Annotated in this window: 17 protein-coding genes and 2 pseudogenes; 12 read left to right on the forward strand and 7 right to left on the reverse strand. The window is 68.2% G+C overall.

The window, feature by feature from the left end; genetic code table 11:
• Positions 1 to 322 precede the first annotated feature (322 nt).
• The 3 genes from VLF18_RS21450 to VLF18_RS21460 form a co-directional block, all read right to left on the reverse strand.
• On the reverse strand, positions 323 to 880 hold the full coding sequence (locus tag VLF18_RS21450; RefSeq protein ID WP_325281671.1) for a lipocalin family protein: 558 nt from the start codon (positions 878 to 880) through the stop codon (positions 323 to 325).
• Positions 881 to 890: 10 nt separating this feature from the next.
• On the reverse strand, positions 891 to 1337 hold the full coding sequence (locus tag VLF18_RS21455) for a hypothetical protein (protein WP_325281672.1): 447 nt from the start codon (positions 1335 to 1337) through the stop codon (positions 891 to 893).
• A 285-nt stretch (positions 1338 to 1622) separates the two neighbouring features.
• On the reverse strand, positions 1623 to 3497 hold the full coding sequence (locus tag VLF18_RS21460; protein WP_325281673.1) for an ATP-binding cassette domain-containing protein: 1875 nt from the start codon (positions 3495 to 3497) through the stop codon (positions 1623 to 1625).
• Positions 3498 to 3863: 366 nt separating this feature from the next.
• On the opposite strand from VLF18_RS21460, the gene VLF18_RS21465 reads away from it, so the two are divergent.
• The 3 genes from VLF18_RS21465 to VLF18_RS21475 are packed head-to-tail and all read left to right on the forward strand — an operon-like array spanning position 3864 to position 8055.
• Entirely contained in the window at positions 3864 to 4280 is a 417-nt protein-coding gene (locus VLF18_RS21465; RefSeq protein ID WP_325281674.1) for a hypothetical protein, read from the forward strand.
• Positions 4281 to 4324: 44 nt separating this feature from the next.
• Positions 4325 to 5641, forward strand: a complete 1317-nt coding sequence (locus VLF18_RS21470; RefSeq protein WP_325281675.1) for a hypothetical protein — start codon at positions 4325 to 4327, stop codon at positions 5639 to 5641.
• Positions 5638 to 8055, forward strand: coding sequence for a zinc-dependent metalloprotease (locus VLF18_RS21475; protein WP_325281676.1), 2418 nt, complete (start codon positions 5638 to 5640; stop codon positions 8053 to 8055). Before VLF18_RS21470 ends, VLF18_RS21475 begins: the two co-directional genes overlap by 4 nt.
• 165 nt (positions 8056 to 8220) lie before the next feature.
• On the opposite strand, the gene VLF18_RS21480 is transcribed toward VLF18_RS21475, so the two are convergent.
• Entirely contained in the window at positions 8221 to 8706 is a 486-nt protein-coding gene (locus VLF18_RS21480) for an 8-oxo-dGTP diphosphatase (protein WP_325281677.1), read from the reverse strand.
• A gap of 208 nt (positions 8707 to 8914) precedes the next feature.
• Complete coding sequence (locus tag VLF18_RS21485) at positions 8915 to 9766, reverse strand: DMT family transporter (protein ID WP_325281678.1); 852 nt, start codon at positions 9764 to 9766, stop codon at positions 8915 to 8917.
• Positions 9767 to 9886: 120 nt separating this feature from the next.
• Between VLF18_RS21485 and VLF18_RS21490 the strand changes: the two genes are divergently transcribed.
• The 5 genes from VLF18_RS21490 (at position 9887) to VLF18_RS21510 (ending at position 12743) form a co-directional block, all read left to right on the forward strand.
• Positions 9887 to 10609 carry a PDZ domain-containing protein gene (locus VLF18_RS21490; protein WP_325281679.1) on the forward strand — a complete coding sequence of 241 codons (723 nt, stop codon included), beginning with the start codon at positions 9887 to 9889 and terminating at the stop codon, positions 10607 to 10609.
• Between the two features lie 163 nt (positions 10610 to 10772).
• The gene (locus VLF18_RS21495) at positions 10773 to 11144 is read left to right on the forward strand and encodes a hypothetical protein (protein WP_325281680.1); all 372 of its coding nucleotides are present in this window, start codon (positions 10773 to 10775) and stop codon (positions 11142 to 11144) included.
• Positions 11145 to 11168: 24 nt separating this feature from the next.
• Positions 11169 to 11471: a hypothetical protein gene (locus tag VLF18_RS21500; RefSeq protein ID WP_325281681.1), complete on the forward strand. Its 303-nt coding sequence runs from the start codon at positions 11169 to 11171 to the stop codon at positions 11469 to 11471.
• 25 nt (positions 11472 to 11496) lie between these two features.
• Positions 11497 to 11862, forward strand: a complete 366-nt coding sequence (locus tag VLF18_RS21505) for a DUF4398 domain-containing protein (protein ID WP_325281682.1) — start codon at positions 11497 to 11499, stop codon at positions 11860 to 11862.
• Between the two features lie 2 nt (positions 11863 to 11864).
• A complete protein-coding gene (locus VLF18_RS21510) occupies positions 11865 to 12743 on the forward strand; it encodes an OmpA family protein (RefSeq protein WP_325281683.1) in 879 nt (292 codons plus the stop codon).
• Positions 12744 to 12917: 174 nt separating this feature from the next.
• On the opposite strand, the gene VLF18_RS21515 is transcribed toward VLF18_RS21510, so the two are convergent.
• The gene (locus VLF18_RS21515; RefSeq protein WP_325281684.1) at positions 12918 to 14963 is read right to left on the reverse strand and encodes a multicopper oxidase family protein; all 2046 of its coding nucleotides are present in this window, start codon (positions 14961 to 14963) and stop codon (positions 12918 to 12920) included.
• Positions 14964 to 15302: 339 nt separating this feature from the next.
• Positions 15303 to 15737 carry an Lrp/AsnC family transcriptional regulator gene (locus VLF18_RS21520; RefSeq protein ID WP_325281685.1) on the reverse strand — a complete coding sequence of 145 codons (435 nt, stop codon included), beginning with the start codon at positions 15735 to 15737 and terminating at the stop codon, positions 15303 to 15305.
• 439 nt (positions 15738 to 16176) lie between these two features.
• On the opposite strand from VLF18_RS21520, the gene VLF18_RS21525 reads away from it, so the two are divergent.
• From VLF18_RS21525 to VLF18_RS23215, 4 genes and pseudogenes are all read left to right on the forward strand, one after another.
• Positions 16177 to 19023 carry a collagenase gene (locus VLF18_RS21525; protein WP_325281686.1) on the forward strand — a complete coding sequence of 949 codons (2847 nt, stop codon included), beginning with the start codon at positions 16177 to 16179 and terminating at the stop codon, positions 19021 to 19023.
• 119 nt (positions 19024 to 19142) lie between these two features.
• Complete coding sequence (locus VLF18_RS21530; protein WP_325281687.1) at positions 19143 to 20393, forward strand: TIGR03862 family flavoprotein; 1251 nt, start codon at positions 19143 to 19145, stop codon at positions 20391 to 20393.
• A gap of 1071 nt (positions 20394 to 21464) precedes the next feature.
• A pseudogene (locus VLF18_RS23210) lies at positions 21465 to 22073 on the forward strand (fibronectin type III domain-containing protein); the annotation flags it as partial.
• 90 nt (positions 22074 to 22163) lie between these two features.
• Positions 22164 to 23372, forward strand: a pseudogene (locus tag VLF18_RS23215) (glycoside hydrolase family 18 protein); the annotation flags it as partial.
• Positions 23373 to 23529 lie beyond the last annotated feature (157 nt).

Below are 23529 nucleotides of genomic sequence, written 5' to 3' on the forward strand. Positions count from 1 at the left end.
GCAGGGAACCGGGATCACGCAGGGAACCGGGAGGGAGCGGGGAACCGGCAAGGCGCGCACGCTGCGGCGGTCCGCTGTCGTTCGAAAGGCTTCCGATGCTGCGCGAGCGGCCGACTGACCGCGTAGGGCACGACAAGCACGGCGCATTGCGCCATCCCCGGATCGCGAGACGCCGTCACCGGCCGCGAGGCGAACCGGACACGGCGCACTGCCCTTCGGTTATTGCGCCCACTGCGAGACGGCAGGCGCAGGAGCGACACGTGTCCGCATCAATGCGCAAAGCGCGCCGCTTTTGCTTCTACGATTCCCGATTCCCCGCCCCTCAATACACCCTGCTGAACTGCAGCTTCGTCGTGTCGTAGCCGAGGGCGCGGGCGCGGTCGACGAGGGCTTCGCGCTGCGCAGCGTCGATGTTCTGACGGCGCGTGAGTACCCAGAGGTATTTGCGGTCCTTGCCACCGACGATGCTCCATTGATAGTCGTCGTCGAGCGCCACGATGCGGTACTCGGCCTGCGTGAACGGCAGCCAGCGCAGGCCCTTCGGCATGAAGGTCACATCGAGCAGACCCGGCTGGCGCGGATCGTCGACCTCGGCCTTGCCAACAGCGGAATCGCTCGTGCCGTTCTCGCGCAGGCAGCGGTTGAGCACCTCGACCGAACCGTCGGCCTGCGGCGTGTAGGTCGCCGAGACCTCGCGATGGCACTGCTTCTGGAACCGGTTCGGCAACCGCGCCTGCTCGTACCACGTGCCGGCATAACGCTGCAGGTCGACCGTCGGCACCGTGGGCACGTCCGCATCGCCGGGCACGGCCGGCGCGAAGCCGGCCATGGCGAGTGCGGCGATCCCGGCGATGCGGGTCAACAGCGATGGCATCTGCATGGCCCGGTCCTCAGGCGACGTTGCGCAGCGCGAGGCGGCGCGTCGCGTCGCCGGCGCGCTGGATCGCCTGCACATGGCGCTTCAGCGCGGCGCGCACGCGCATGTCCGGATAGTTCGCGAACAGCGCTTCCATGCGCGCAAGCAGTTGCGCGTCGAGCGCATGCAGATCGCGCGCGGCGTTCTGCGGTGCGCGGCCGTCGAAGCGGCCGGCGACGCCGGCGAATACGGAAGGTGCCTCGACAGGCTGCTCGCGCGTAGCCGTCAGCGCCTGGTGCAGCGATTCCAGCAGCGCCGCGTGGGCTTCGGCGGAGAACGCGAACGCGCCGCGGATTTCACGGTCGACGGCCGAACGCGAGGCGTGCAGGTAGAACTCGCGCGCGTCGGCAAGGTGCTTCAGGGTTTCCTGCAGCAGCGACTGCGGATCGGCCTGGTGATACGGCGAGCGGATCGGATTCATGACGACTCCTGCGTGGATACACGAACCGGTACGTCTCAGGCTTCGTGCCAGCGCGGCGCGCTCATGCGATCAATGGCTTGCAGGCGTTTCTCACACGGCCTCGACGGCAGATTGCAAGAAGCGCGCGAGGGGGTGTGCAGGGTGCACGGGGGATGGTGAGGCCGGGGCACACCCCGGCAGCGCGGTGCGGCAAGTGGAAGTTACGCGGAGTGGGAAACGAGCGCGGTCGGCTGCACTCATTTCTCCTCATTGCTCATTCCTCCGGCAAAAGCACGGACCCGACTCTCACCCTTCAAGCTCCCCCCACCGCGCATACGCCGTATCGAGTTCGGCCTGCAGGTCGGCGAGGCGCTGGTTCGCGGCGACGATCGCGGTCGGCGGCTGTTGAAAAAATGCCGGTTCGTTCATCGCAGCGCCGATCTCGGCGATCGTCGTCTCGAGCTGCTCGATGCGTGCCGGCAGTTGCTCGAGTTCGCGCTGGTCCTTGTAGCTGAGCTTGCGCTTCGCGGCCGGTGCTTCGGCTGCGGCGGCGGCCGCGGGCTTGGCTGCCGTCGCGGCCGGCTTCGCGCGCGGCGTCGGCCGCTGGCGCAGCCAGTCGCTGTAGCCGCCGACGTATTCGGCGATGCGGCCTTCGCCTTCGAGCACGAATGTGCTCGTCACGACGTTGTCGATGAACGCGCGATCGTGCGAGACCAGCAGCAGCGTGCCGGCGTAGTCGGCCAGCAGGTCTTCGAGCAGCTCCAGCGTCTCGACGTCGAGATCGTTGGTCGGTTCGTCCATGACGAGCAGGTTCGACGGCTTGGAGAACAATTTCGCGAGCAGCAGGCGGTTGCGCTCGCCGCCGGACAGCGCCGTGATCGGCGCGCGGGCACGATCCGGCGTGAACAGGAAGTCCTGCAGATAGCCGACGATGTGTTTGCGCGAACCGTTGACCTCGATGTACTCGCGGCCCTCGGCCACGTTGTCGAGCGCGTTGAGGTCGTCGCGCAGTTGCACGCGGTGCTGGTCGAAATACGCGATCTCGAGATTCGTGCCGAGCTGGATCTCGCCGCGGTCCGGCTCGCGCGTACCGAGCAGCAGCTGGATCAGCGTGGTCTTGCCCGAACCGTTGGGACCGATGATGCCGATGCGGTCGCCGCGCTGGATGGTGCAGGAAAAATTCACGACCATCGGCCGGCGCTCGAACGCGAAGTAGATGTTCTTCGCCTCGACCACGCGCTTGCCCGAGCGCGCCGCGTCGGCGAGCTCCATGCGCGCGTTGCCGCCGAGTTCGCGGCGCTGCGCGCGCTCGACGCGCATCTGCTTGAGCCGGCGCACGCGGCCTTCGTCGCGCGTGCGCCGCGCCTTGATGCCCTGGCGGATCCAGACCTCTTCCTGCGCGAGCAGCTTGTCGAAGCGCGCGTTCTCCTGCGCTTCGGCGTGCAGGCGCTCTTCGCGGCGACGCAGGTAGTTGTCGTAGTCGCCGGGCCAGCTCGTGAGCTTGCCGCGGTCGATCTCGACGATGCGCGTCGCGAGCGCGCGCAGGAAGCTGCGGTCGTGCGTGATGAAGACGATGCTGCCGCGGAACTGCTTCAGGAACTCTTCCATCCAGGCGATGGACTCGATGTCCAGATGGTTGGTCGGTTCGTCGAGCAGCAGCACGTCGGGCGCCTGCACCAGCGCCTGCGCCAGCAGCACGCGGCGCTTCATGCCGCCGGACAGCGCGGCGAAGTCGAGATCCTCGGGCAGATCGAGCCGCTGCAGCACGTCGCCGACGCGGCGGTCGAGATCCCAGCCGTGCGCGCCTTCGATGCGCGCCTGGACCGCCGCCAGCGCGTCGGTATTGCCGGGAACGTCGAGCGCATGGCTGAGGTGATGGAACTGCGCGAGCCAGCCGCCGAGTTCGCCGAGCCCCTGCGCGACCACGTCGAACACGCTGCCCGAAGTCGCCTGCGGCACTTCCTGCGCAAGACGCGCGACGCGCGTGCCGCCTTCGATCTGGATGACGCCGTCGTCAGGGCGGATGTCGCCGGCGATGAGCTTCATCAGCGTCGACTTGCCGGCGCCGTTGCGGCCGACCACGCAGACCCGCTCGTTCGCCTCGAGCGAAAAATCGATGCCGTCGAGCAGCAGGGGACCGCCGACGCTGTAGTCGACCTGGCGAAGTTGCAGCAGGGGCATTGCGGGGACTGCCTGAGGAGAGGGGCGCGAAGGATAGCGCGTGGCGCCGCGATGCTGCGGGGCGACATGCCGCGGCATGCCGATGTCGGCATGAAAGCCGTGATCGGTTCGGGAATGCGCATGCCTCGAAATTGCCGATCCCGAGGCCGGAAAGTGGGATCTCTCAACCGAACCGACGGCCCGCCGATAGCCCGGCTGCCGCCATTGCGCTTTCACATTGCTGACTCGCTGCGTTGCGGCTGGACGGGATTCGCAATCGAACCTAAACGTGACGGGTTTCACGGTGCGCCCGGTTGGGGATGACCGGCGTTCCGTTCGGCGCAGCCGCCGGGCCGCGCCAGTGCTACGACCATTGGGGAGTCCAAGGTGCGATCGATCGCCGGTATCCGGGCCGGTATCCGGGCCAGCCTCGCGCTGGCTGCGCTGTTCGTCACCTCCTTCGTCGGGCTGGCCAACGCCGACGATCAGACCTCCGCCCGTTTCGATGTCGCCGGCACTGGAGCCGCCGACCGCGGTCCTGCCGCGCTGCCCGACACGAACACGCCGGGTCTCGACGTGCAGCGCCTGCCTTCGGCGCCGCAGGCGATGACGTCGAATCAATATCCGGCGGAAGTCGAGCCGAACGACACGTCGGCGACGGCGACGCCGGTTGCCGGTTCGTCGGCCACGCGCGAGGGCAACATCTTCGGCAACGGCGACGGATCGCCGACTGCGCGAGCGGCACGAACTGCTGGAAGACCGACCTCGACAACACCTACGACATCAACTCCAACCAGACGCTGATCTCGCCCAACATCAACCTCGCCGGCCTTACACCGCCGGTCGTCGTGCGCTGGTCGCAGAAATTCAACGTCGAAGCCGCCCAGTTCGACACGTTCTCCGTCAACCTGCGCGAAGTCGCGACGCCGACCAACGCGGTGCGGATGTTCCAGCACCTCGGCGCGACCATGACCGACAACGTCGGCAATCCGGCCGTCGCCGTCGAAGAAGCCGCGGGCTGGGGCCAGGTCACCGCGCGCGCCGACGCGCTCGCCGGTCTCAATGTGGAATTTGCAGCAAACCTGGTCAGCGACAACACCGTGGTGAAGGCGGGCCTGGGCATCGACGACGTCAGCGTGACCGCGTGCCGCGCGGCGAGCGCCGATCTGTCGATCACGAAGACCGACGGCGTGACCACCGTGACGGCAGGCGGTTCGACGACGTACACGATCACCGCGGGCAATGCCGGGCCGAGTGCGGCAGGCAGCGTCACCGCCGCCGATACCTTCCCGGCTTCGCTGACCTGCACCTGGACCTGCGCCGGCGCGGGCGGCGGCACATGTGCCGCAGCGGGCAGCGGCAGCATCAACGATACGGCCAGCCTGCCGGCCGGCGGCAGCGTGACCTACACGGCTGCGTGCACGATCGGCCCCGGCGCCACCGGCAGCATCGTGAACACCGCGACGGCGACCGTCGGCGGCGGCGTGGTCGATCCGAACCCGGCCGGCAACAGCGCGACCGACACCGACACGGTCACGCCGGCGGCGAACCTCGGCATCACGAAGACCGACGGCGCCACCCAGGTCGCCCCGGGCGGCACGCTGAGCTACACGATCGTCGCGAGCAATCCGGGCCCGAGCGGCGTTACCGGAGCGACCGTCGCCGATACGTTCCCGGCGTCGTGCACCAGCGTGAGCTGGGCCTGCAGCGGCACGGGCACCTGTCCGGCCAACGGCACCGGTGCGATCACCGCGCTCGTCGATCTGCCGGTCGGAACGCAGGTCACGAACGAGAGCAGCGGCGTGAGCGACGAACCCGGCCGTCACGGGCGCGGGCAACGCCACGGTGTTCGGCGTCGCGCAGATCGTCCCGGTGCCGGCGCTCGGCATCCCGGGCCTGCTGCTGCTCGCGCTGGGCGTGTACCTGATCGCCGCGACGCGCCGCCGCGCGCTGGCGGCTTCTCGCTGAGCACCGAGCCACTGCCGCGCGTCGCGCGGCGGTGGCCGGCGAAGCCGCGCAGCGATGCGCGGCTTTCTTGTTCCTCGCCCATTCCCGATTCCCCGCAAAAGGCCAACTCCGCCGCCCGCGCAGTCCTTTCCGCATTTACGCGCGCGTTGCCGTTTGGCTATGGTCGGACCCGACCTCGGCCACTGACACGTCCATGACCGCTCCGCTGCGCTGGTTCCTCGTTCTGCTCCTGCTCTGCTCGGCCGCACACGCCGAACGCGGGCCCGACCCGCTCGCCGGGCTCGAACGCAAGGATGGCTTCTTCGAAATCTGGACCGATCCGGGCAAGGGACGCCTGCTGCTCGGCATCGAGCGGCTCGACACGCCGCTGCTGCTCGTCACGGCGCTGCCGCACGGGCTGGGCTCCAACGACGTCGGCCTCGACCGCGGCCAGCCGGGCAACGTGCGCGAGATCGAATTCCGGCGCGCCGGGCCGCGCGTGCTGCTGGTCGAGCGCAATACCCGCTACGCCGCGAGCGCCGCGAATGCGGCCGAGCGCGCCGCGGCGCACGACGCCTTCGCCGAATCCGTGCTCTGGGCCGGCGACGTGATCGAATCGCCGCGCAGCGAACGCGTCATCGTGGATTTCTCCAGTTTTCTTACTTCGGACCGGCACGGCATCGCCGACCGGCTCGAACAGGCCAAGCAGGGCAAGTACGCCGTCGACGAGAAACGCAGCGCGGTGCTGCTGGCCGAGGCGCGCAGCTTTCCCGACAACACCGAACTCGAGGCGCTGCTGACGTTGCAGGGCCCCGGCGAAGGCGACTTCGTGCGCCAGGTCAGCATGGATCCGACCGCGCTGACGATGCGCCAGCACGTGAGCTTCGTGCGCCTGCCGCCGGAAGGCTTCCGGCCGCGCCGCTACCACCCGGCGTCCGGCGCGTTCAGCCAGGGCGTCGTCGATTTCTCGCAGCCGCTCGCGGCGAGTCTCGACGTGCGCGTGCAGCCGCGCTTCCGGCTCGAGAAGACCGACCCGGCCGCGGCATCGAGTCCGGTAAAGAAACCGATCGTGTTCTATCTCGATCCAGGCACGCCCGAACCGGTGCGCTCCGCCTTGCTGGAAGGCGCGAACTGGTGGAAGCGTTCGTTCGAGCGCGCCGGTTTCCAGGATGCGTTCCGCGCCGAGCTGCTGCCCGAGGGCGCCGATCCGATGGACGTGCGCAACAACACCATCCTCTGGGTGCATCGCGCGACGCGCGGCTGGTCCTACGGCGCGGCGCTGACCGATCCGCGCACCGGCGAAATCATCAAGGGCGCGGTCACGCTGGGCTCGCAGCGCGTGCGCCAGGACATCCTGATCGCCGAAGCGCTGCTCGCGCCCTACGGCCGCGAAAACGGCGACGCGCTCGCGCAGCGCGCGCAGGAGATGGCGCTCGCGCGGCTGCGCCAGCTCGCCGCGCACGAGGTCGGCCATGCGCTGGGCTTCGCCCACAATTTCGCCGCGAGCCGCAACGGCAACGGGTCGGTGCTCGACTATCCGCACCCGATGCTCGATCTCGCCGACGACCAGGGTCACGTCGCGCTGCAGTCCGCCTACGGCGAAGGCACCGGGCCCTGGGACGACTTCGTCGTCAAGCATGCGTACGGCGAATTCCTGCCGGAGCAGGAATCCGCGGCGCTCGCGCAGTTGCGCGCCGATGCCGCCGCGCTCGGACTCGAATACGTCAGCGATGCCGATGCGCGCAGCCCCGGCGCCGCGCATCCGAACGGACTGCTCTGGGACTACGGCGTGTCGTCACTGCAGACTTTCGACAACCTGCTGAAGCTGCGCCGCCGCGCGCTTGCCGATTTCGGGCGCGGCGTGCTGCCGCCGGCGCGTCAGCTCGGCGAGATCGAGGCGCGGCTCGTGCCGCTGTATCTGCTGCACCGCTACCAGACCGAAGCCGTCGCGCGCCTGCTCGGCGGTGCGCGCTACCGCTACGGCCTCGCCGGCGACACGCCGCCCGGCGCGACGCCGGTCGCCGCGGCCGACCAGCGCGCCGCGCTGGAGCGTCTGCTGCGAACCTTGAGCGCGGCCGAACTCGCGCTGCCGGCCAACGTGCTCGACAGCACGACGCCGCCGGGCAACGAGTACGAACGCACGCGCGAATATTTCGCGACACGCAACGGTCCGCTGTTCGATCCGCTGTCGGCGGCGAACGCCGCGAGCGCGCAGACCCTGCAGTTCCTGTTCGACGCGGCGCGTCTGAACCGCGTCGCCTGGCAGCATGCACGCGACACCGGTCAACCCGGCATCGCCGACGTCTTCGACGGCGCATTCCGCGCGACCTGGCAGCGCGACGTCTCGGCCGACACGCTGCCCGCGGCCGCCGCCGTGCAGCTCGCGATCAACTGGACCACGCTCGACGCCGCGCTGAACCTGCTCGACGCCGGCCAGCTGCATGCCCAGACCGATGCCGACGTGCGCGCACAGCTCAAGCAATGGCAAGGCTGGCTCGCGCAGAACGCGGGCGACGGCGCCGCCGCCGCGAGCCGTCGCGAAGCCGCCACGTTGATCGGCCGCTACCTCGCCGATCCGAAGTCCGTGAAGCTGCGGCCGCCGCCGCCGATTCCGCCGGGCGCACCGATCTGAGAAATCGTCGTTGCGGTGAGCCGCAGGCGAACCGCAACGTCGAGGTGGTCGGTCAGGGCGAGCGCCGGGCGGAGGAAGTCGTCGCCGCGCCGAAGAGACCTCGCGGCAAGCGAGTTCCTGCGGCACGGGTTCTTCGCAGCGTGTCCATCGTGATGCCGTGGCGCGTTATCGCGAGTAGTTCCACGCCTGCATGCGCCCGTCCTTGTACGGCATCACGCCGTGAAACGGGCGCGGGTCGGCGTCGAACACGAGCGGCAGGAACTGCCGGTCGCCTTCCCACATCGGCAGCTCGAACAGCCGGTCGCGCGCGACCCATTCGAGCGTGCCTTCGGCATTGCGTTCGAGCGGCGTGCCGGTGAACGAGGTGATCAGGAACAGGAAGCCGAGCCAGTCTTCGCCGTGCTTGCCGAAGCCGGGCCAGCTGATCGTGCCGCGCAGGGTGAGATCGACGCATTCGATGCCGGCTTCCTCGCGGATCTCGCGGCGCATGCCCGCGAGCACGTCCTCGTCGGGCTCGACCTTGCCGCCGAGCCCGTTGTACTTGCCGAGGTGATGATCGTGCTCGCGCGCGTTGCGATGGATCATCAGCACGCGGCTGCGGTCCGGCGAAAGCACGTAGCCTAGCGTCGCGACGATGGGGGTGTAGGGCATCGTTCTATCCATTCTTCCAGAAAGCAATTCGTAGGTTGGGTTGAGCCGCAGGCGAAGCCCAACATCGAAGCAGTCCCGCGTCGAAGCACCCGTGCCGGAGGAAGATTCGCTGCAGGTTTCGAATGCGCCGCAAGGTATGTGTCTTCCGCCGGAAAATCGCCGCACGGAATCATCTCGATGTCGGGCTTCGCCTGCGGCTCAACCCGACCTACGGTTTCTCGTGGCGCATCAGATAGAGCCCGCTCGCGACGATGATGCCCGCGCCGACGAAGGTGACAGTGTCGCGAAACGTGCGCCACAGCGTCCAGTCGATCAGCAGCGCCCAGAGCAGCGCGGTGTATTCGAGCGGCGCGACGATCGCCGCGGGCGTGTTGCGGAAGGCTTCGGTCACGCAGTACTGGCCGATCGCGCCGCTCAAGCCCACGCCGGCGAGCAGCCCGATGTCCTCGCCGCGCAGGCTGCGCCATTCGGGCCAGGCGATGATCGTCGCGAAGATCGCCAGCAGCGTCAGCATCCAGAACACCATGGCCTGCGTCGTGTCGGTTTTGCCGAGCAGGCGCACGCTGACCGCGCTGATCGCATAGGCGAGCGCGGAGACGAGTACCGCGACGCCGCTCAGCGACAGCATGCCCTGCCCGCTCGGCCGCAGGATCACGAGCGTGCCGACGAGGCCGACGCCGATCGCGGTCCAGCGGCGCCAGCCCACGTGTTCGCCGAGCAGCGGCACCGCGAGCGCGGTCACGAGCAAGGGGGCGACGAAGAACAGCGAATACGCTTCCGCGAGCGGCAGGCGCTTCAACGCATAGGCGAACGCCGCGAGCATCAGCACGGCGAGCGCGCCGCGCAGCAGATGCAGGCTCCAGCGCACGCGCACGAGCTGGCGCGGCCCGCCGTCGAGCAGCACCCAGAACACCACGAACGGCCACGAGGCGAGACCGCGCAGCGCGGCGACCTGGGTGGCCGGATAGTGTGCCGCGAGCAGCTTCATGCCCGTGTCCATCAGGGCGAACGTCGCGACGGCCGCGAGCATGCAGAGCACGCCGCGCAAATGAGCGCTCATACGGAAAGTCTTTCGCGGAAACCGTCGAAGTATATAGACGCCGGAGATCGCCCGACGCGGACGCAATCCGCCTGCCCGGACCGTGGCGGCGTTCAACGCGCGGCTAACGCCGGAACGGGCATGCTCGCGTCTGTCCGTTTTCGCGAGAACCTCATGACCTTCCGCTTCGTCCTGCTGCTTGCCTGCGCCGCGCTCGGCGGCTGTGCCACCTCGTCGTTCGTACGCGAACCCGAGACGCCCGGGCTGCGCGCCGATGCGGACAACCGCTACGAACCGGTCGCAGGCCGCGACGCGTCGGTCATCGATCCGCTGCGCGCCGGCGCACCGCCCGAGCAGACGCCGGTACTGCCCGGCCGCACGCCCGCGGCCGATCAGGAACTGCTGACGCCGCAGGCCTTCGTGCTGATCGGCAACAGCCGCCACCGCCGCGACGACGACGACGCGCGCCGCTGGATCGCCGAACAGGCGCGCGCGATCGGGGCCGACACGGTGCGCTGGTACGTCGTGCCCGACACCGGCGGGCTGGCCGCGGCGTATTTCGTGCGCGTCAGACTCGTGTTCGGCGCGACGTTCCGCGATCTGAATGCGACCGAACGCACGTCGTTTCCCGCCGGCGGCGTGCGCCTCGGCGAGATCGTCGGCGACAGTCCGGCCTCGCGCGCAAACCTGCGCGCCGGCGACATCGTCACGGCGCTCGACGCCTCACCGGTGAAGGATCGCGTCGAATTTCAATCGCTGCTGCGCGAGCACATGGGCCGCACCGTCGAGCTCAACCTCGCGCGCGGCAGCGAGACGCTGCGGCGCAAGGTCCAGCTCGGCCGCACCTTCGCCGCCACGCCATAAACCGCCGGGCAGCCTGCACGGGCACCCCGCAGGGCAAGGCGTTCTGCCTGAAAACGCCGTGCCCGGCTGCGAAAAATCTGTTGCACGCCCAGTGACTTGGAAGCGCCTTCGCGCTGGCACGAAAGCTGTCGTGTCAGCTCGACCATCGCAAAGGAGTCGGGTCATGGTGCGAAAGACAGTGTCCAACGGAACCGCGGCCGCGAAGAACGCCACGAAGTCCGCCACGGCGCGCAAGAGCGCGCGCAAGTCCGCCAACGGCGCGAGCGTCTCCGTCGCGGCGAAGAAGTCGACGGAAATCACCCCACGCCGCGCGGTCATCGCGCGCACGGCCAAGACGCTGAAATCGCCCAAGGTCCTCGTGCCGCTCGCGGTCGCGGTCGGCGTCGGCATCGCCGCCGTGCGCAAGGCCGTCATGGCGTCCAACGGCAAGTCCAAGGTGCTGCCGCGCATCGCCAAGGAGGTCTCGCCGCGCTTCAACGAAGCGGTGCACGCGCTGGCCGAGCTCGGGCGCGAGCTGCGCGCCAAGATTCGCTGACAACACCGGCCGAGAGGTGAAGCAATGAAAGCACTGATCGCTATCGCACTGTGCGGCGCGGCCGCCGTCGCGTCGGCGCAGGGCACGTCGGACAACCTGCGCGAGATCCGCTATTCGGATCCGCGCGGCGACACCATCCTGCGCTACGGCCAGCCGGCCGCGAAGCCGGCACAGACCAAGCCCGCGTTTGCGGCGCTCGACGGCAACGGCGACGGCGTCATCGACGAACGCGAGGCCAGCGGCTTCGAAATACTCGCGAACGATTTCGAGTTCGCCGACAGGAATCGCGACATGCGCGTGTCGCAACGCGAATACGAGCGCTGGTAAGGCGCCCGAAACCAGGAGCCCCGTCATGAAACTACAGGCTGTGATACTCAGCGTCGCGCTCGCCCTGCCCGGCATCGCCGGGGCGGCGAACCGCCACGACGCCGAACTCGCGATGACCGCGGCGCAGAGCGCGCTGGAAGCGGCCGAACGCGCCGGCGCCGCGCAGTACGCGATGGAAGACCTGACCAATGCGCGCAGCGGCATGGCGCATGCGCAGGGTCTCGCCAGCGATCGCGACTGGACCGAAAGCATGCTCGCGTCGGAAAAGACCAGCGCCGACGCCAATCTCGCCGAAGCGCGCAGCCGTCAGGCCCGCGCCGAAGCGACCACTGAGGAAGTCGAGGCGGCCGTGCGCACGCTGCGCGCCGAGCTCGGCCGCGCAGGAGGCTGACCATGAAGTTCCGTAATGCAATTCTTGCCTTTTCCCTTGCGGCCGCGCTCGGCGCCTGCGCGAGCACGCCGCGCGGTCCTGCGCCGGAAGTGATGCGCCTGCAGTCCGAGCTGCAGCGCCTGCACGGCGACCAGCGCATCGCCTCGACCGCGAGTGCCGAACTGGCCAAGGCCGACGACGCCGTCGCCACGCTCGCGCGCGATGGCCGCCATCTCGATCGTGAACTGTTCGATCACGGCGTCTACGTGGCCGACCGCCTCGTGAAGACCGCCGAAGCCGAAGGGCTGGCGCGCTTCGCCGAACAGCATGCGCAGAACCTCGGCCGCGAGCGCGAACAGCTGCTGGCCGAAGCGCGCTCGCGCGACCTCGCAATCGCGCGCGCCGACGCGAACGACGCTGCGGCCGCAGCACGCGAAGCGCAGATGCGCGCCGATCAGGAACGCCTCGCGGCGACCGAGGCGCGTCTCGACGCCGAGTCGGCACGCGCCCAGCTCGCCGAGCTGCAGGCCAGGGAAACCGAACGCGGCACGGTCGTGACGCTCGGCGACGTGCTGTTCGAGACCGACCGCGCGGAACTCAAGCCCGGCGCGACGCGCAGCCTCGACCAGCTCGCCGACGCGCTGCGCAGCGACAACCGCGGCGTCGTGGCGATCGAAGGTCACACCGACGCGACCGGCTCGCGCAACTACAACGTCGACCTGTCGCTGCGCCGTGCGCAGTCGGTGCAGGCCTATCTCGTGAGCCACGGCGTGTCGCCCGCCCGCATCACCGTGCGCGGCATGGGTCCGGACTTCCCGGTCGCCGACAACAACTCGACGAGCGGCCGCCTGCAGAATCGCCGCGTCGAGGTGATCGTGCAGAAGGCCGTGGCGGTGCGGTGAGCAGGAATGAGGGATGAGGAGTGAGAAACGAGAGGACGTGCGCTCTCGCTCGTTTCTCACTCCTACGCTCTTTTCCACATCGCGGCCGGAAGAGGCGCTGGAAACTACGGACGAGCGCCGGAAATCCAGCCACGATCTCCCGTCACTCGATTCTCGCTCCCTCCCGCCCGTTCCTCAGTGATGCCCGTAAACCCCGCCGCCCTTGCCGTCCGGCAGGACCACGCGCACGTTCTGCATCATGCCCTGGTCCTCGTGGTCGAGGATGTGGCAATGCAGCACGTACTCGCCGATGTAGCGCTCGTAGCGCGTGCGCACGTAGAGCCTGAATCCGTTCTTGACCCAGAGCGTGTCCTTCCAGGTGCCCTTGAGACCGTCATACGAGGTGTCGCCGCTGCCGGGCACGCTGACGTCCTTGTCGTTCGCATCGAGGATGCGATCGATCTGGAACGGGTTCACGTGGATATGGAACGGGTGTGAGCCCGAGATTGACGTGAGCAGCCATTCTTCGCTGCGTCCGAGCACGAGCGTGCGCGCGGTCTTCGGATCGTAGGGATTGTTGTCGACCTGGAAGCGCGTTTCCTTGATCGTCTTGGTCGGATCGGCCGGATCCGGAATGTCGACGGTCTTGATGCTGAATTCCATTTTTTGACTCGGTTCGTCCGGGGCCGGCCGGGTCAGCTCCGACGCGGTCACGTCCGGATGCGGCACGAACGACTGCAGGCCGAAGCCGGCGGCGAGATCGGTCTTGATCGTCGCGGCGATGTCCGCTTCCTGCGTCGCGTCGGCCATCGTCGACAGCGCTTTGATCAGGTGCGCCTGCGCATCGCCGCTGACGGTTTCGCCCTTGCCCACGCTGACCTTGCCGAGCAGCTGGCGGCTCTCGGCCGTCCAGCTCACGCTCGTGTCGGCCGACGCGTCGCCGTCGATGACGCAGTATTCGCCCTCTTCCGGAAACACGACGAGCACGTCGCTGCGATAGCCGGGCTGCAGGATGTTCGCGGTCTTGCGGATCGCCCTGGTGTGGGTCAGTCCGTCGCTCGCGATCTCGAACTGCGGCAGCAGCGGTCCCGTGCAGTTCGCGTCGATCCAGCTCTGCTGTTCGCCGACCTCGAGCCGGTCGAACGCCTTGGCGGCGGACTTCATCTTGCGGAACTGCAGGTTCACGCTGTTGCGCACGCCCGCATGCACGGCACGCCAGCGCTCGACCGCACCGGCACGGCCGCCTTCGAAGGTCGGCAGCACCTGGCCGTTGACGCTGGTGTAGCGGCCCGATTCCGACCAGGTGGTCTGGCCGAACTGGTCGTACCTGCTGACTTCGCCGACATCGTTCTCGTCGCAGACCCAGGCGACGACGACGTCCTTTCCGTCCTTCTTCACCGTCTTCTTCTTGATGTTGCCGTCCTTGTCGCGGCAGGCGTACTGCACCTGCTGCAGCTGCACGACGCGTTCGGTCACGCGCTGGCCGTTCTCCATCAGCAGCGTGTCGATGTCGCCGGTGTGCGCGTCGGTGGGCCGGCGGCTGCCGCGCACGATCAGCGTCCCGGCCATGCCGCTCGCGACCTGCAGCGCGGTCGAGCCGTGCATGTGCGGGTGGTACCAGAACGTGCCGGAAGGATGATCCGGCGGAATGTTGTACTCGTACTCGAACTTCACGCCGGGCAGCAGCGCGATCAGCACGTTGTCGCTGTTGCCGGCCGGGCTGACCCAAAGCCCGTGCGAATGCAGGTTCGTGCTGTTGAAGCAGTGCGGGATGTTGATGTTGCTCACGCTCTTGGCGCAGTCGGGTTCGGGAGGCAACTGGTTGTCGAGCGCGATGCGCACGGTCTCGCCGGGCTGTATCTCGATCAGCGGCGCGACGAACGGAACCTTCGGCTTCGTGCCCGGACTCCGGTACGAGCGCAGCTTCACGCGGTCGTTCCGACCCGTAGCCGGGTTGTAGATCGTCGATTCGGTGTAGTCGATATCGAGCGCGAGCTTCGCCTCGTGCGGGGCGACCGCCGGCAGACGCCGGCCCTGCAGGCCGGGTGCGGCTTCCGCCGCCCCCTTGCGCAGCAGTTCCGCGGAACGCGCGATCGCCGCCGGCACCGGCGGCGCGTCGACACGCTCGGCCGCCTGGGCCAGCGCCGCCGCGGACAGCAGCAGGAGCGGCACCGCGGCGCAAACGACCGGTTTCACACGCGCAGCCGAACGCCGCGCATCGAATGCACTGCTCGAAGTCATCTGAATTTCCCCTAGGAACGGTTCGAATCGACCGGCGCGCGCGGGTGCGCGAGCGCCTCCCCTGCTGCGGCGCCACGCTAACACAATCGCAAAATTGCGACAAAAGCTATCAGGCGGCGCGCGGGCGCGCTGCCTGAGGAATCGGGAATTGGGAATGGGGACGGAGGAGCAGGCCCTTGGCCTCTCCCCCAGGCTTGCTTGGGCGAGAGGGTCGGATGAGGAGGAGAACTACCGGCAACTGCGGAGCGGCGTCATCGCGACGCCGACGAAACATGCGTGCATGCCTTGGCTCCTACGACTCCCGGTTGGCCATTCCCGACGCTGGGCGCGCTCGCGTGCCTAGCGTCGGAAATCCTCGTTCAACACCACCGATGTCGACACTGCCGCAACTTCCGCCTGGATCGCGAGCCAGTCGCGCAGTTCGTTGAGCGCGGGCATGGAATCGGCGCTCGCGGCGATCAGCAGGTCGACGTCGCCGCCGATCGAGCAGCAGCGTTCGAACTCGCGGCGTTCGCGCAGGCGCCGGATCAGCGCGTCGGCCGGTGTGCGCGACAGGCGTACGTTGAAATAGACCTGCACCGCGCCGCTGGGCTGCGGCCAGGCGACTTCGGCGCGATAACCGCGAATGACGCCGCTGCTCTCCAGCCGCGCGACGCGTTCGCGCACGGAGCTGCGCGCCAGGCCCACGCGCGCGGCGATCGTCTTCAGCGGCAGGCGCGCGTTGCGATACAGCAGATCGAGCAGCAGCCGGTCCTTGGAATCGAGGGTGTGCATGGCGTCTCCGGTCGAAATGGCGACGTCCAGGTCCGAAATGGCGGCGGTGCCGGAGACCGCGATCGCGTCCAATGGAACCGGCCTCGCGACTGTCGCGCGGCCGCCGCTGCGTGTCATGCCGTAACCGTCGCGGCACGCGGCGATTTCGGTATGAGACCGGCGATCCGTGACGGCCCGCGCAGACGGCCTCTGCCGCTGCGACGCGGTGCCCCGGTCCGCCGTTCCGGCCTTGCACGCCGCAGTGCAGGCCACTCTATTTTTCCATTTCAAGACTTTTAGCCGCCCCGGCGGCGTCGAAATCCGCCTATACGCATCCGCTCGAACGGTGCGACGAATCTGACAATACGACGGCGCAAGCCCTTCCTAGATTCGCCGCCGCGCCGGCCGCTTTCGCCGTGCCGGTGCGCAGGGGAAAACCAACACTCGGGAGGGAAATCAGATGTCGAGCTTCACGCGTTACCGAACGTTCGCCGCCGTCGCCGGGCTCCTCGCCGCCGCGACGCTGTCCGCCGCGGCTGCCGCCGCGGGCCACACCACCGCAGATCGCGCCGGCAAATCGGCATCGATCGAATCCGCGGCGCTCGCGCCGCATCAGCATCGCGAAAACTATCAGCCGACGCGGCTGCGCCCGCCGGCTTCATCGCTGCGCATGCTGCATCGCTCCGACTACGACCTGCCTGACAGCGACGCGCTCGCGCCGGAGCGCCCGTCCTCGCCGTTTCGCGCGAAGGCCGCCTGCGACAGCGCGCAGTTCGCCGCGCTGAGCGGCAGCGCACTCGTCGACGCGGTCAAGGCGGCCGACACCGAATGCGTGAACAGCCTGTTCGGCCTGAGCGGAAACACCGCGTATTCCACGTTCCGCGAAGCGCAGATGACGACGATCGCGACCGCGCTGCGAAGCGCGGCGGCGAGCTACAACGGCACGAACGCCGGCCGTGCGCTGCAGCTGATCCTGTTCCTGCGCGCCGGCTACTACGTGCAGTACTACGATCCGTCGACGGTCGGCAGCTACGGTGCGACGCTGCGCAACGCAATCCGTCCCGCGCTCGATGCGTTCGCGGCCAATGCGAACTTCAACCGTGTCGACGACGCGCACGGCGAAGTCCTGTCCGAATACGTGATCCTGCTCGACAGCTCGGCGGAAAACGCGCGCTATCTGTATGTGGTCAAGCGCGTGCTCGGCAACTACAACCCGACGACCTTCGCGCCCTACTACTGGATGAAGGCCGCGACGAACAACGCGTACACCGTGTTGTTCCGCGGCCACCAGGACGCGGCATTCGCGAGTCTCGTGCAGTCGGACACCTCCATCGTCGACACGCTCTACACCTTCGCGAACACGCATTTCGCGCGGCTGGGCCAGGACGACGGCTATCTCGTCGCGAACGCCGGGCGCGAGCTCGGCCGCTTCCTGCGGTATTCGGGAACCCTGCAGACGCTCGCGCGATCGCGCGCGAAGACCCTGCTCGACCGCAGCAGCGTGACCGGCAGCACCGCCGCGCTCTGGGTCGGCGTCGGCGAAATGATCGACCACTACGACAAGGCCAACTGCAGCTACTACGACCTCTGCGATTTCCAGCAGCGTCTCGCCGCCGCCGTGCTGCCGATTTCGCACCCGTGCAGCGCGACGCTGCGCATCCGCGCGCAGTCGATGAGCCAGAGCGAACTGCAGGGCGCATGCACGAGCGTCGCCGGACAGGAGAACTATTTCCACGCCCAGGTCGCGAGCAATCGCGTACCGGTCGCCGACGACAACAACAGCGCGCTCGAAATGGTCGTGTTCGACAGCAGCGACGACTACGGCACCTACGCCGGCGCGCTGTTCGGCATCGACACCAACAACGGCGGCATGTACCTCGAAGGCGATCCGTCGGTCGCCGGCAACCAGGCGCGTTTCATCGCCTATGAGGCCGAGTGGGTGCGCCCGGCCTTCGAGATCTGGAATCTCACGCACGAATATGTGCACTACCTCGACGGCCGCTTCGACATGTACGGCGATTTTTCCGCAGCGATGTCGCAGAAGACGGTCTGGTGGGTCGAAGGCTTCGCCGAATACATGTCCTACGGCTATCGCAGCCTCACGTACAGCGATGCCGTCGCCGAAGCCGCGGCCGGCACGCATGCGCTGAGCACGATCTTCCAGAACGACTACGACAGCGGCACGAACCGCGTGTATCGCTGGGGCTATCTCGCGGTGCGCTTCATGTTCGAGAAGCATCGCGGCGACGTGTCGGGCATCCTCGGCCACTTCCGGCCCGGCAACTACACGGGCTACGCGACCTTCATGAACGGCATCGGCGCGCGCTACGACACGGAATTCCGCAGCTTCCTGGCCTGCGTCGCGAACCCGGACGGCAGCGGCTGCAGCGGCGGCACGAACGTGCCGCCCGTCGCGAACTTCAGCTTCGCCGCGAACGGGCTCGCCGTGACGTTCACCGACGCGTCGAGCGACAGCGACGGCAGCGTGGTCTCGCGCAGCTGGAGCTTCGGCGACGGCAGCACGTCGACCGCGACGAATCCCGGCAAGACCTACGCCGCCGCGGGCAGCTACACGGTGACGCTGGCGGCGACGGACAATCGCGGCGCGACGCACAGCGTGTCGAAGACGGTAACCGTCGCTGCGCCGCCCACCGGCGGCGAGCTGCAGAACGGCGTGGCGCGCACGGGGCTGTCCGCAGCACAAGGTGCAAAACTGTACTTCACGATCGACGTGCCTGCCGGCGCGACGAACCTGCGCGTCGCACTCGGCGGCGGCAGCGGGGATGCCGACCTGTATCTGCGCTACGGCAGCGCGCCGACGACGACGGCCTACGACTGCCGGCCGTATCTCGGCGGCAACGCGGAAACCTGCACGGTTGCGGCACCGCAGGCCGGTCGCTACCACGTGATGCTCGACGCATATTCGGCGTTTTCGGGTGCAAGCCTCGTCGCGAGCTTCACGCCGCCCGCGGGGCTGCCCGAATGCGCCGGCAGCGACGTGCGCGTGCTCGGCAAGAACTGCCAGCGCAGCAACCTCGCGGCGGCCGCGGGCAACATCGCGTATTTCTATCTGCAGATCCCGGCCGGCACGACGCAGCTGCAAATCCGCGCGAGCGGCGGCAGCGGCGATGCGAACCTCTACGCGAATGCGGCGGGCTGGGCGACGCCGACGAGCTATCAACGGCGCTCGATCAACGCCGGCAACGGCGAAACGCTGACGATCGCGAATCCGCCGGCGGGCTACTACTACATCAGCCTGCATGCGGCGAGTGCGTTCAGCGGGGTCACGCTGAGCACGGAATACTGACCGCCGACGGATGACGCAGCGGCCACGGACGGCCGATCCTGACCACTGCCGCGACCACGACCGGGGCGCGCCTCGCGTATGATGCGCGCCCCGGTTTCCTGCCGCCGCGCGCGCTTTCCGTGTCCGATTCCTCCGCAACGCTCGTCGTCGTCGGCGGCGGTCCCGCCGGCCTCATGGCCGCCGAAACCGCGCGCGCGCACGGCGTCGCCGTGCACCTCTACGATGCGATGGGCTCGGTCGGCCGCAAGTTCCTGATCGCCGGCAAGGGCGGCCTCAATCTCACGCACGCCGAACCGTTCGCCGGCTTCGTCGCGCGCTACGGCGAACGCGCGCCCGAGGTCGAACGCTGGCTGCGCGAATTCGATGCCGACGCGTTGCGCGCCTGGGCGCGCGGCCTCGGCGTCGACACCTTCGTCGGCAGCTCCGGCCGCGTGTTTCCCGTCGATCTCAAGGCCGCGCCGCTGCTGCGCGGCTGGGTGCGTCGGCTGCGCGAACAGGGTGTGCAGTTTCATGTGCAGCGCCGCTTCACGGGCTGGGATGCGCAAGGCCGTCTCGCCTTCGTCGATCGCGACGGCGCGACGCATCACGTGAACGCGGACGCCTGCGTGCTCGCGCTCGGCGGTGCGAGCTGGCCCGTGCTCGGTTCCGACGGAACGTGGGTCGATGCGCTCGCCGCGCGCGGTGTCGAGATCGCGCCGCTGCAGCCGGCCAACTGCGGTTTCGACGTGAACTGGAGCGAGCACTTCGCAGGCCGCTTCGCCGGCGAACCGCTGAAACCCGTCGCGCTGCAGTGGACGCGGCGCGACGGCGCGCGCGAAACGCGTCAGGGCGAATTCGTGATCACGGCCGGCGGCGTCGAAGGCAGCCTGATCTATGCGGCGTCGGCCGACCTGCGCGAGACGCAGCGCCGCGACGGCTTCGTCGATGTCGCACTCGATCTCGCACCCGCGCAATCGCGGGAGCACCTGGTGCAGGCCCTGCGCAAGCCGCGCGGAAAACGCTCCGGCGGCGATCATCTGCGCCGCCAGACCGGACTCGACGGCGTGAAGGCCGGACTGATTTTCGAAGTGCTCGGCAAGCATGCGCTCGACGATATCGACCGCGTCGCCGGGACGATCAAGTCGCTGCCGCTGCGCCTGCAGCGTCCGCGTCCGGTCGACGAAGCCATCAGCACCGCCGGCGGCGTGACGCTCGAAGCGCTCGACGGGCATCTGATGCTGCACACGCTGCCCGGCGTGTTCTGCGCGGGCGAGATGCTCGACTGGGAAGCGCCGACCGGCGGCTACCTGCTGACCGCGAGCTTCGCGAGCGGCCTGATCGCCGGCCGCGGCGCCGCACTATGGCTCCGGGAAAATCGTCGGGCGCAATAAGCGCATTGCGCCTTCTCGATGCAAGGCGACACTTTCCTTTGCGGCCAATCTCATCGCAAAGCGACATCGCAAGCGACATCGCAAAGCGACACCCTGCAACGCCGTTGTTGGAGCGCCGCAAGGGTCGAGACGGCGCAATGCCCTTCGGTTATTGCGCCTTACGTCGGTGCTTCGCCTTGAAGCCCGCCGCCAATCCACGACTCACGTTGTCATTCTCAGCGCGCGCACAAAGTGTGGCCGCCCGGCGGCAGCAGCCATCGCCACACCACGGCGATGCCCCATAAAATTCCGCAACATACGCGCGACATTTCGCTCCGGGACTCAATTCTTTGACGGAAGCGCGCGTCATTTCAGGCCGCGCGGTTTGCCGCAATGCAGCAGAATCCACGTTGTGTGAAGTTCTCCGCAAGTCTTGTTCGCGCAATTGTTGACAACGTTGTCAGTCGCGCGCACTGTAGGCGCCGCGTCGGGCTGGCGGTTGGTGCCGTCAACACGGAGGTCGTCGCGAAATGCGGCGGATCGTCGGCGGGATCGCCGGCCTGGATGAAGTTTCGACGCTGCGGCGAAGACCGCGCATCCGCGTTGCGCCTCCTGCAGGCGCGATGCCCACGGAAGGAAAAACGCCGACCGCAACTGCGGCGAGCGGAAACGGCCGGAACGACCGGCCGCAGCGAGGGCGCGGGGGCGCCGATCGCGGACGGATGCGACAACGCGAATCGCCGCAGTCGATGTGTCCGGGGAGGACGCATCGGTACTGCATTGCCGCCGGATCCGTTCCGGCCGGTGCTGTCGAACGGTCTGTCGCGGCCCTGCGCCGCTGCGCCGGCGGTCCCTGAAACCGCCCGCGCAGGAACGTTTCGTCATCGCACTGCGTCAATGCGGCCTCGCCGCTCCCCGGTTTCGCTCTCCGCACTCACTCGCAACGGAGTCAAGGACATGCGCTTCCGATCGGCTTTTACCCATCTGCTGTTTGTTGCACTTTCCACAACCGCCTGGACCTCGGCGCACGCGGTCAGCTGTGCCGGCGTCGCCGCCTGGAACCAGTCGACGATCTACAACGCCGGCGACAGGATGGTCTACCAGAACCGTCTGTACCAGGCCAACATTCCGATCTGGAATGCGCCGCCGACCCACTGCCCCAGCTGCGGCTGGTATACCGACCTCGGCGCCTGCGACAGCGGCCCGGGCGACACCACGGCACCGAGCGTGCCGGCCAACCTCGCCTCGCCTTCGCGCACGAGCAACTCGATCACGCTGAGCTGGAGCGCGTCGACCGACAACGCCGGCGGCAGCGGCGTGGCGGGTTATGACGTGTATCGCGGCACGACGCTGGTCGGCAGCCCGACGGCGACGACGTATACCGACACCGGCCTCACGGCGAACACCACGTATACCTATCGCGTGCGTGCGCGCGACGTCGCGTCGAATGCGTCAGCGCAGTCCTCGCCGCTCAACGTGACGACGAATGGCACGGGCACCTGCACGACGGTTCCGTCGGTGCCGGCCGGCCTGACCTCGCCGAGCCAGACCACCAACAGCGTCAGCCTGAGCTGGGGCGCGGTCGCCGCCGGCGCGAACTGCACGATCAAGTACCGCGTGTTCCGCGGCGGCGCGCAGCAGGGTGAAGTCACGGCGACGAACTTCACCAACAGCGGACTCAATCCCGACACGAACTACAGCTTCACCGTCGCGGCGGTCAGCGAGGCCGGCGCCTCGGCGCAGAGCGCGCCGATCACCGCGCGCACCAAGCCCGTGATCGTCGGCGGCGCGAAGACCGTGCTCGGCTACTTCGTGCAGTGGGGCATCTACGGCCGCGGCTATCGCGTGCAGCACATCGACACGAGCGGCAGCGCCGCGAAGCTCACGCACATCAACTACGCGTTCGGCAACGTGCGCAACAACCGCTGCGAAGTCGGCCTGACGATTCCGTCGGATCCGAACACCGGCGCCGGCGGCGACGCGTTCGCCGACTACTCCAAGGCGTTCTCCGCGGCCGAAAGCGTCGACGGCGTCGCCGACACCTGGGACCAGAAGCTGCGCGGCAACTGGAACCAGCTCAAGGAGCTCAAGGCCAAGTATCCGAACATCAAGGTGCTGATCTCGCTCGGCGGCTGGACCTGGTCGCGCGGCTTCTCCAGCGCCGCACGTCCGGAAAACCGCCAGGCCTTCGTCGCCTCGTGCATCGACGCCTACATCCGCGGCAACCTGCCGGTGACCGACAACGCCGGCGGCCCCGGCGCGGCGGCCGGCGTGTTCGACGGCATCGACCTCGACTGGGAATACCCCGTGGCCTGCGGCATCGCCTGCGGTTCGCCCGAGGACAACGCGAACTTCACCGCGCTGCTCGCCGAGTTCCGCCGCCAGCTCGACCAGGTCCGTCCGGGCCTGCTGCTGACGATCGCGGCCGGTGCGGGCATCGACAAGATCCGCGTCACCGATCCGGGCACGTATCACCAGTACCTCGATTTCATCAACGTGATGACCTACGACTTCCACGGCGCGTGGGATCCGCAGACCAATCATCACTCCGCGCTGTACGGCTCGCCGTCCGATCCGTCGACGGGCGACCAGCGTTCCTACAACTCGCACGATGCGATCCAGGCGTTCCGCAACCGTGGCGTCCCGGCGGCGAAGCTCAACCTCGGCATCGGCTTCTACGGCCGCGGCTGGCAGAACGTGTCGTCGGCCAACAACGGTCTCTACCAGAGTGGCAGCGCCGCACCCGGTACGTATGAAGCCGGCATCGAGGACTACAAGGTGCTGAAGAACCGCGCGGGCTCGCATCACACCGACGCGACCGCGCGCGCGCACTGGCTGCTCAGCGGCAATCAGTTCTGGAGCTACGACGATCCGGCGCTGGTGTTCGAGAAGATGCAGTACGTGAAGAACCAGAACCTCGGCGGTGCGTTCTTCTGGGAATTCAGCGGCGACGATTCCACCGGCTCGCTCGCGAAGGCGATCAAGGACGGATTGCAGTAAATCGCCATCCGCAACGTAATGAGAAAACGGCGCAGGCAACTGCGCCGTTTTTCTTTTGTGCACATTGAAACACGCGCTGCTGCAGTTTCGCGACAGCACGGCGAGGTTTCGCCGTCCGACACGCAACCGTCGCATGACAGTCTCGCGCCCCACACGG

Origin of the sequence: Tahibacter sp. (assembly GCF_035481375.1) — a bacterium.
Lineage (GTDB): Bacteria > Pseudomonadota > Gammaproteobacteria > Xanthomonadales > Rhodanobacteraceae > Tahibacter.

What these genes read in the sequence shown, in the direction of transcription:
- VLF18_RS21485 (WP_325281678.1), bottom strand. Translation starts at nt 9,766, where the DNA reads ATGAGCGCTCATTTGCGCGGCGTGCTCTGCATGCTCGCGGCCGTCGCG.
- VLF18_RS21475 (WP_325281676.1), top strand. Translation starts at nt 5,638, where the DNA reads ATGACCGCTCCGCTGCGCTGGTTCCTCGTTCTGCTCCTGCTCTGCTCG.
- VLF18_RS21495 (WP_325281680.1), top strand. Translation starts at nt 10,773, where the DNA reads ATGGTGCGAAAGACAGTGTCCAACGGAACCGCGGCCGCGAAGAACGCC.
- VLF18_RS21480 (WP_325281677.1), bottom strand. Translation starts at nt 8,706, where the DNA reads ATGCCCTACACCCCCATCGTCGCGACGCTAGGCTACGTGCTTTCGCCG.
- VLF18_RS21520 (WP_325281685.1), bottom strand. Translation starts at nt 15,737, where the DNA reads ATGCACACCCTCGATTCCAAGGACCGGCTGCTGCTCGATCTGCTGTAT.
- VLF18_RS21450 (WP_325281671.1), bottom strand. Translation starts at nt 880, where the DNA reads ATGCAGATGCCATCGCTGTTGACCCGCATCGCCGGGATCGCCGCACTC.
- VLF18_RS21460 (WP_325281673.1), bottom strand. Translation starts at nt 3,497, where the DNA reads ATGCCCCTGCTGCAACTTCGCCAGGTCGACTACAGCGTCGGCGGTCCC.
- VLF18_RS21500 (WP_325281681.1), top strand. Translation starts at nt 11,169, where the DNA reads ATGAAAGCACTGATCGCTATCGCACTGTGCGGCGCGGCCGCCGTCGCG.
- VLF18_RS21515 (WP_325281684.1), bottom strand. Translation starts at nt 14,963, where the DNA reads ATGACTTCGAGCAGTGCATTCGATGCGCGGCGTTCGGCTGCGCGTGTG.
- VLF18_RS21525 (WP_325281686.1), top strand. Translation starts at nt 16,177, where the DNA reads ATGTCGAGCTTCACGCGTTACCGAACGTTCGCCGCCGTCGCCGGGCTC.
- VLF18_RS21510 (WP_325281683.1), top strand. Translation starts at nt 11,865, where the DNA reads ATGAAGTTCCGTAATGCAATTCTTGCCTTTTCCCTTGCGGCCGCGCTC.
- VLF18_RS21455 (WP_325281672.1), bottom strand. Translation starts at nt 1,337, where the DNA reads ATGAATCCGATCCGCTCGCCGTATCACCAGGCCGATCCGCAGTCGCTG.
- VLF18_RS21505 (WP_325281682.1), top strand. Translation starts at nt 11,497, where the DNA reads ATGAAACTACAGGCTGTGATACTCAGCGTCGCGCTCGCCCTGCCCGGC.
- VLF18_RS21490 (WP_325281679.1), top strand. Translation starts at nt 9,887, where the DNA reads ATGCTCGCGTCTGTCCGTTTTCGCGAGAACCTCATGACCTTCCGCTTC.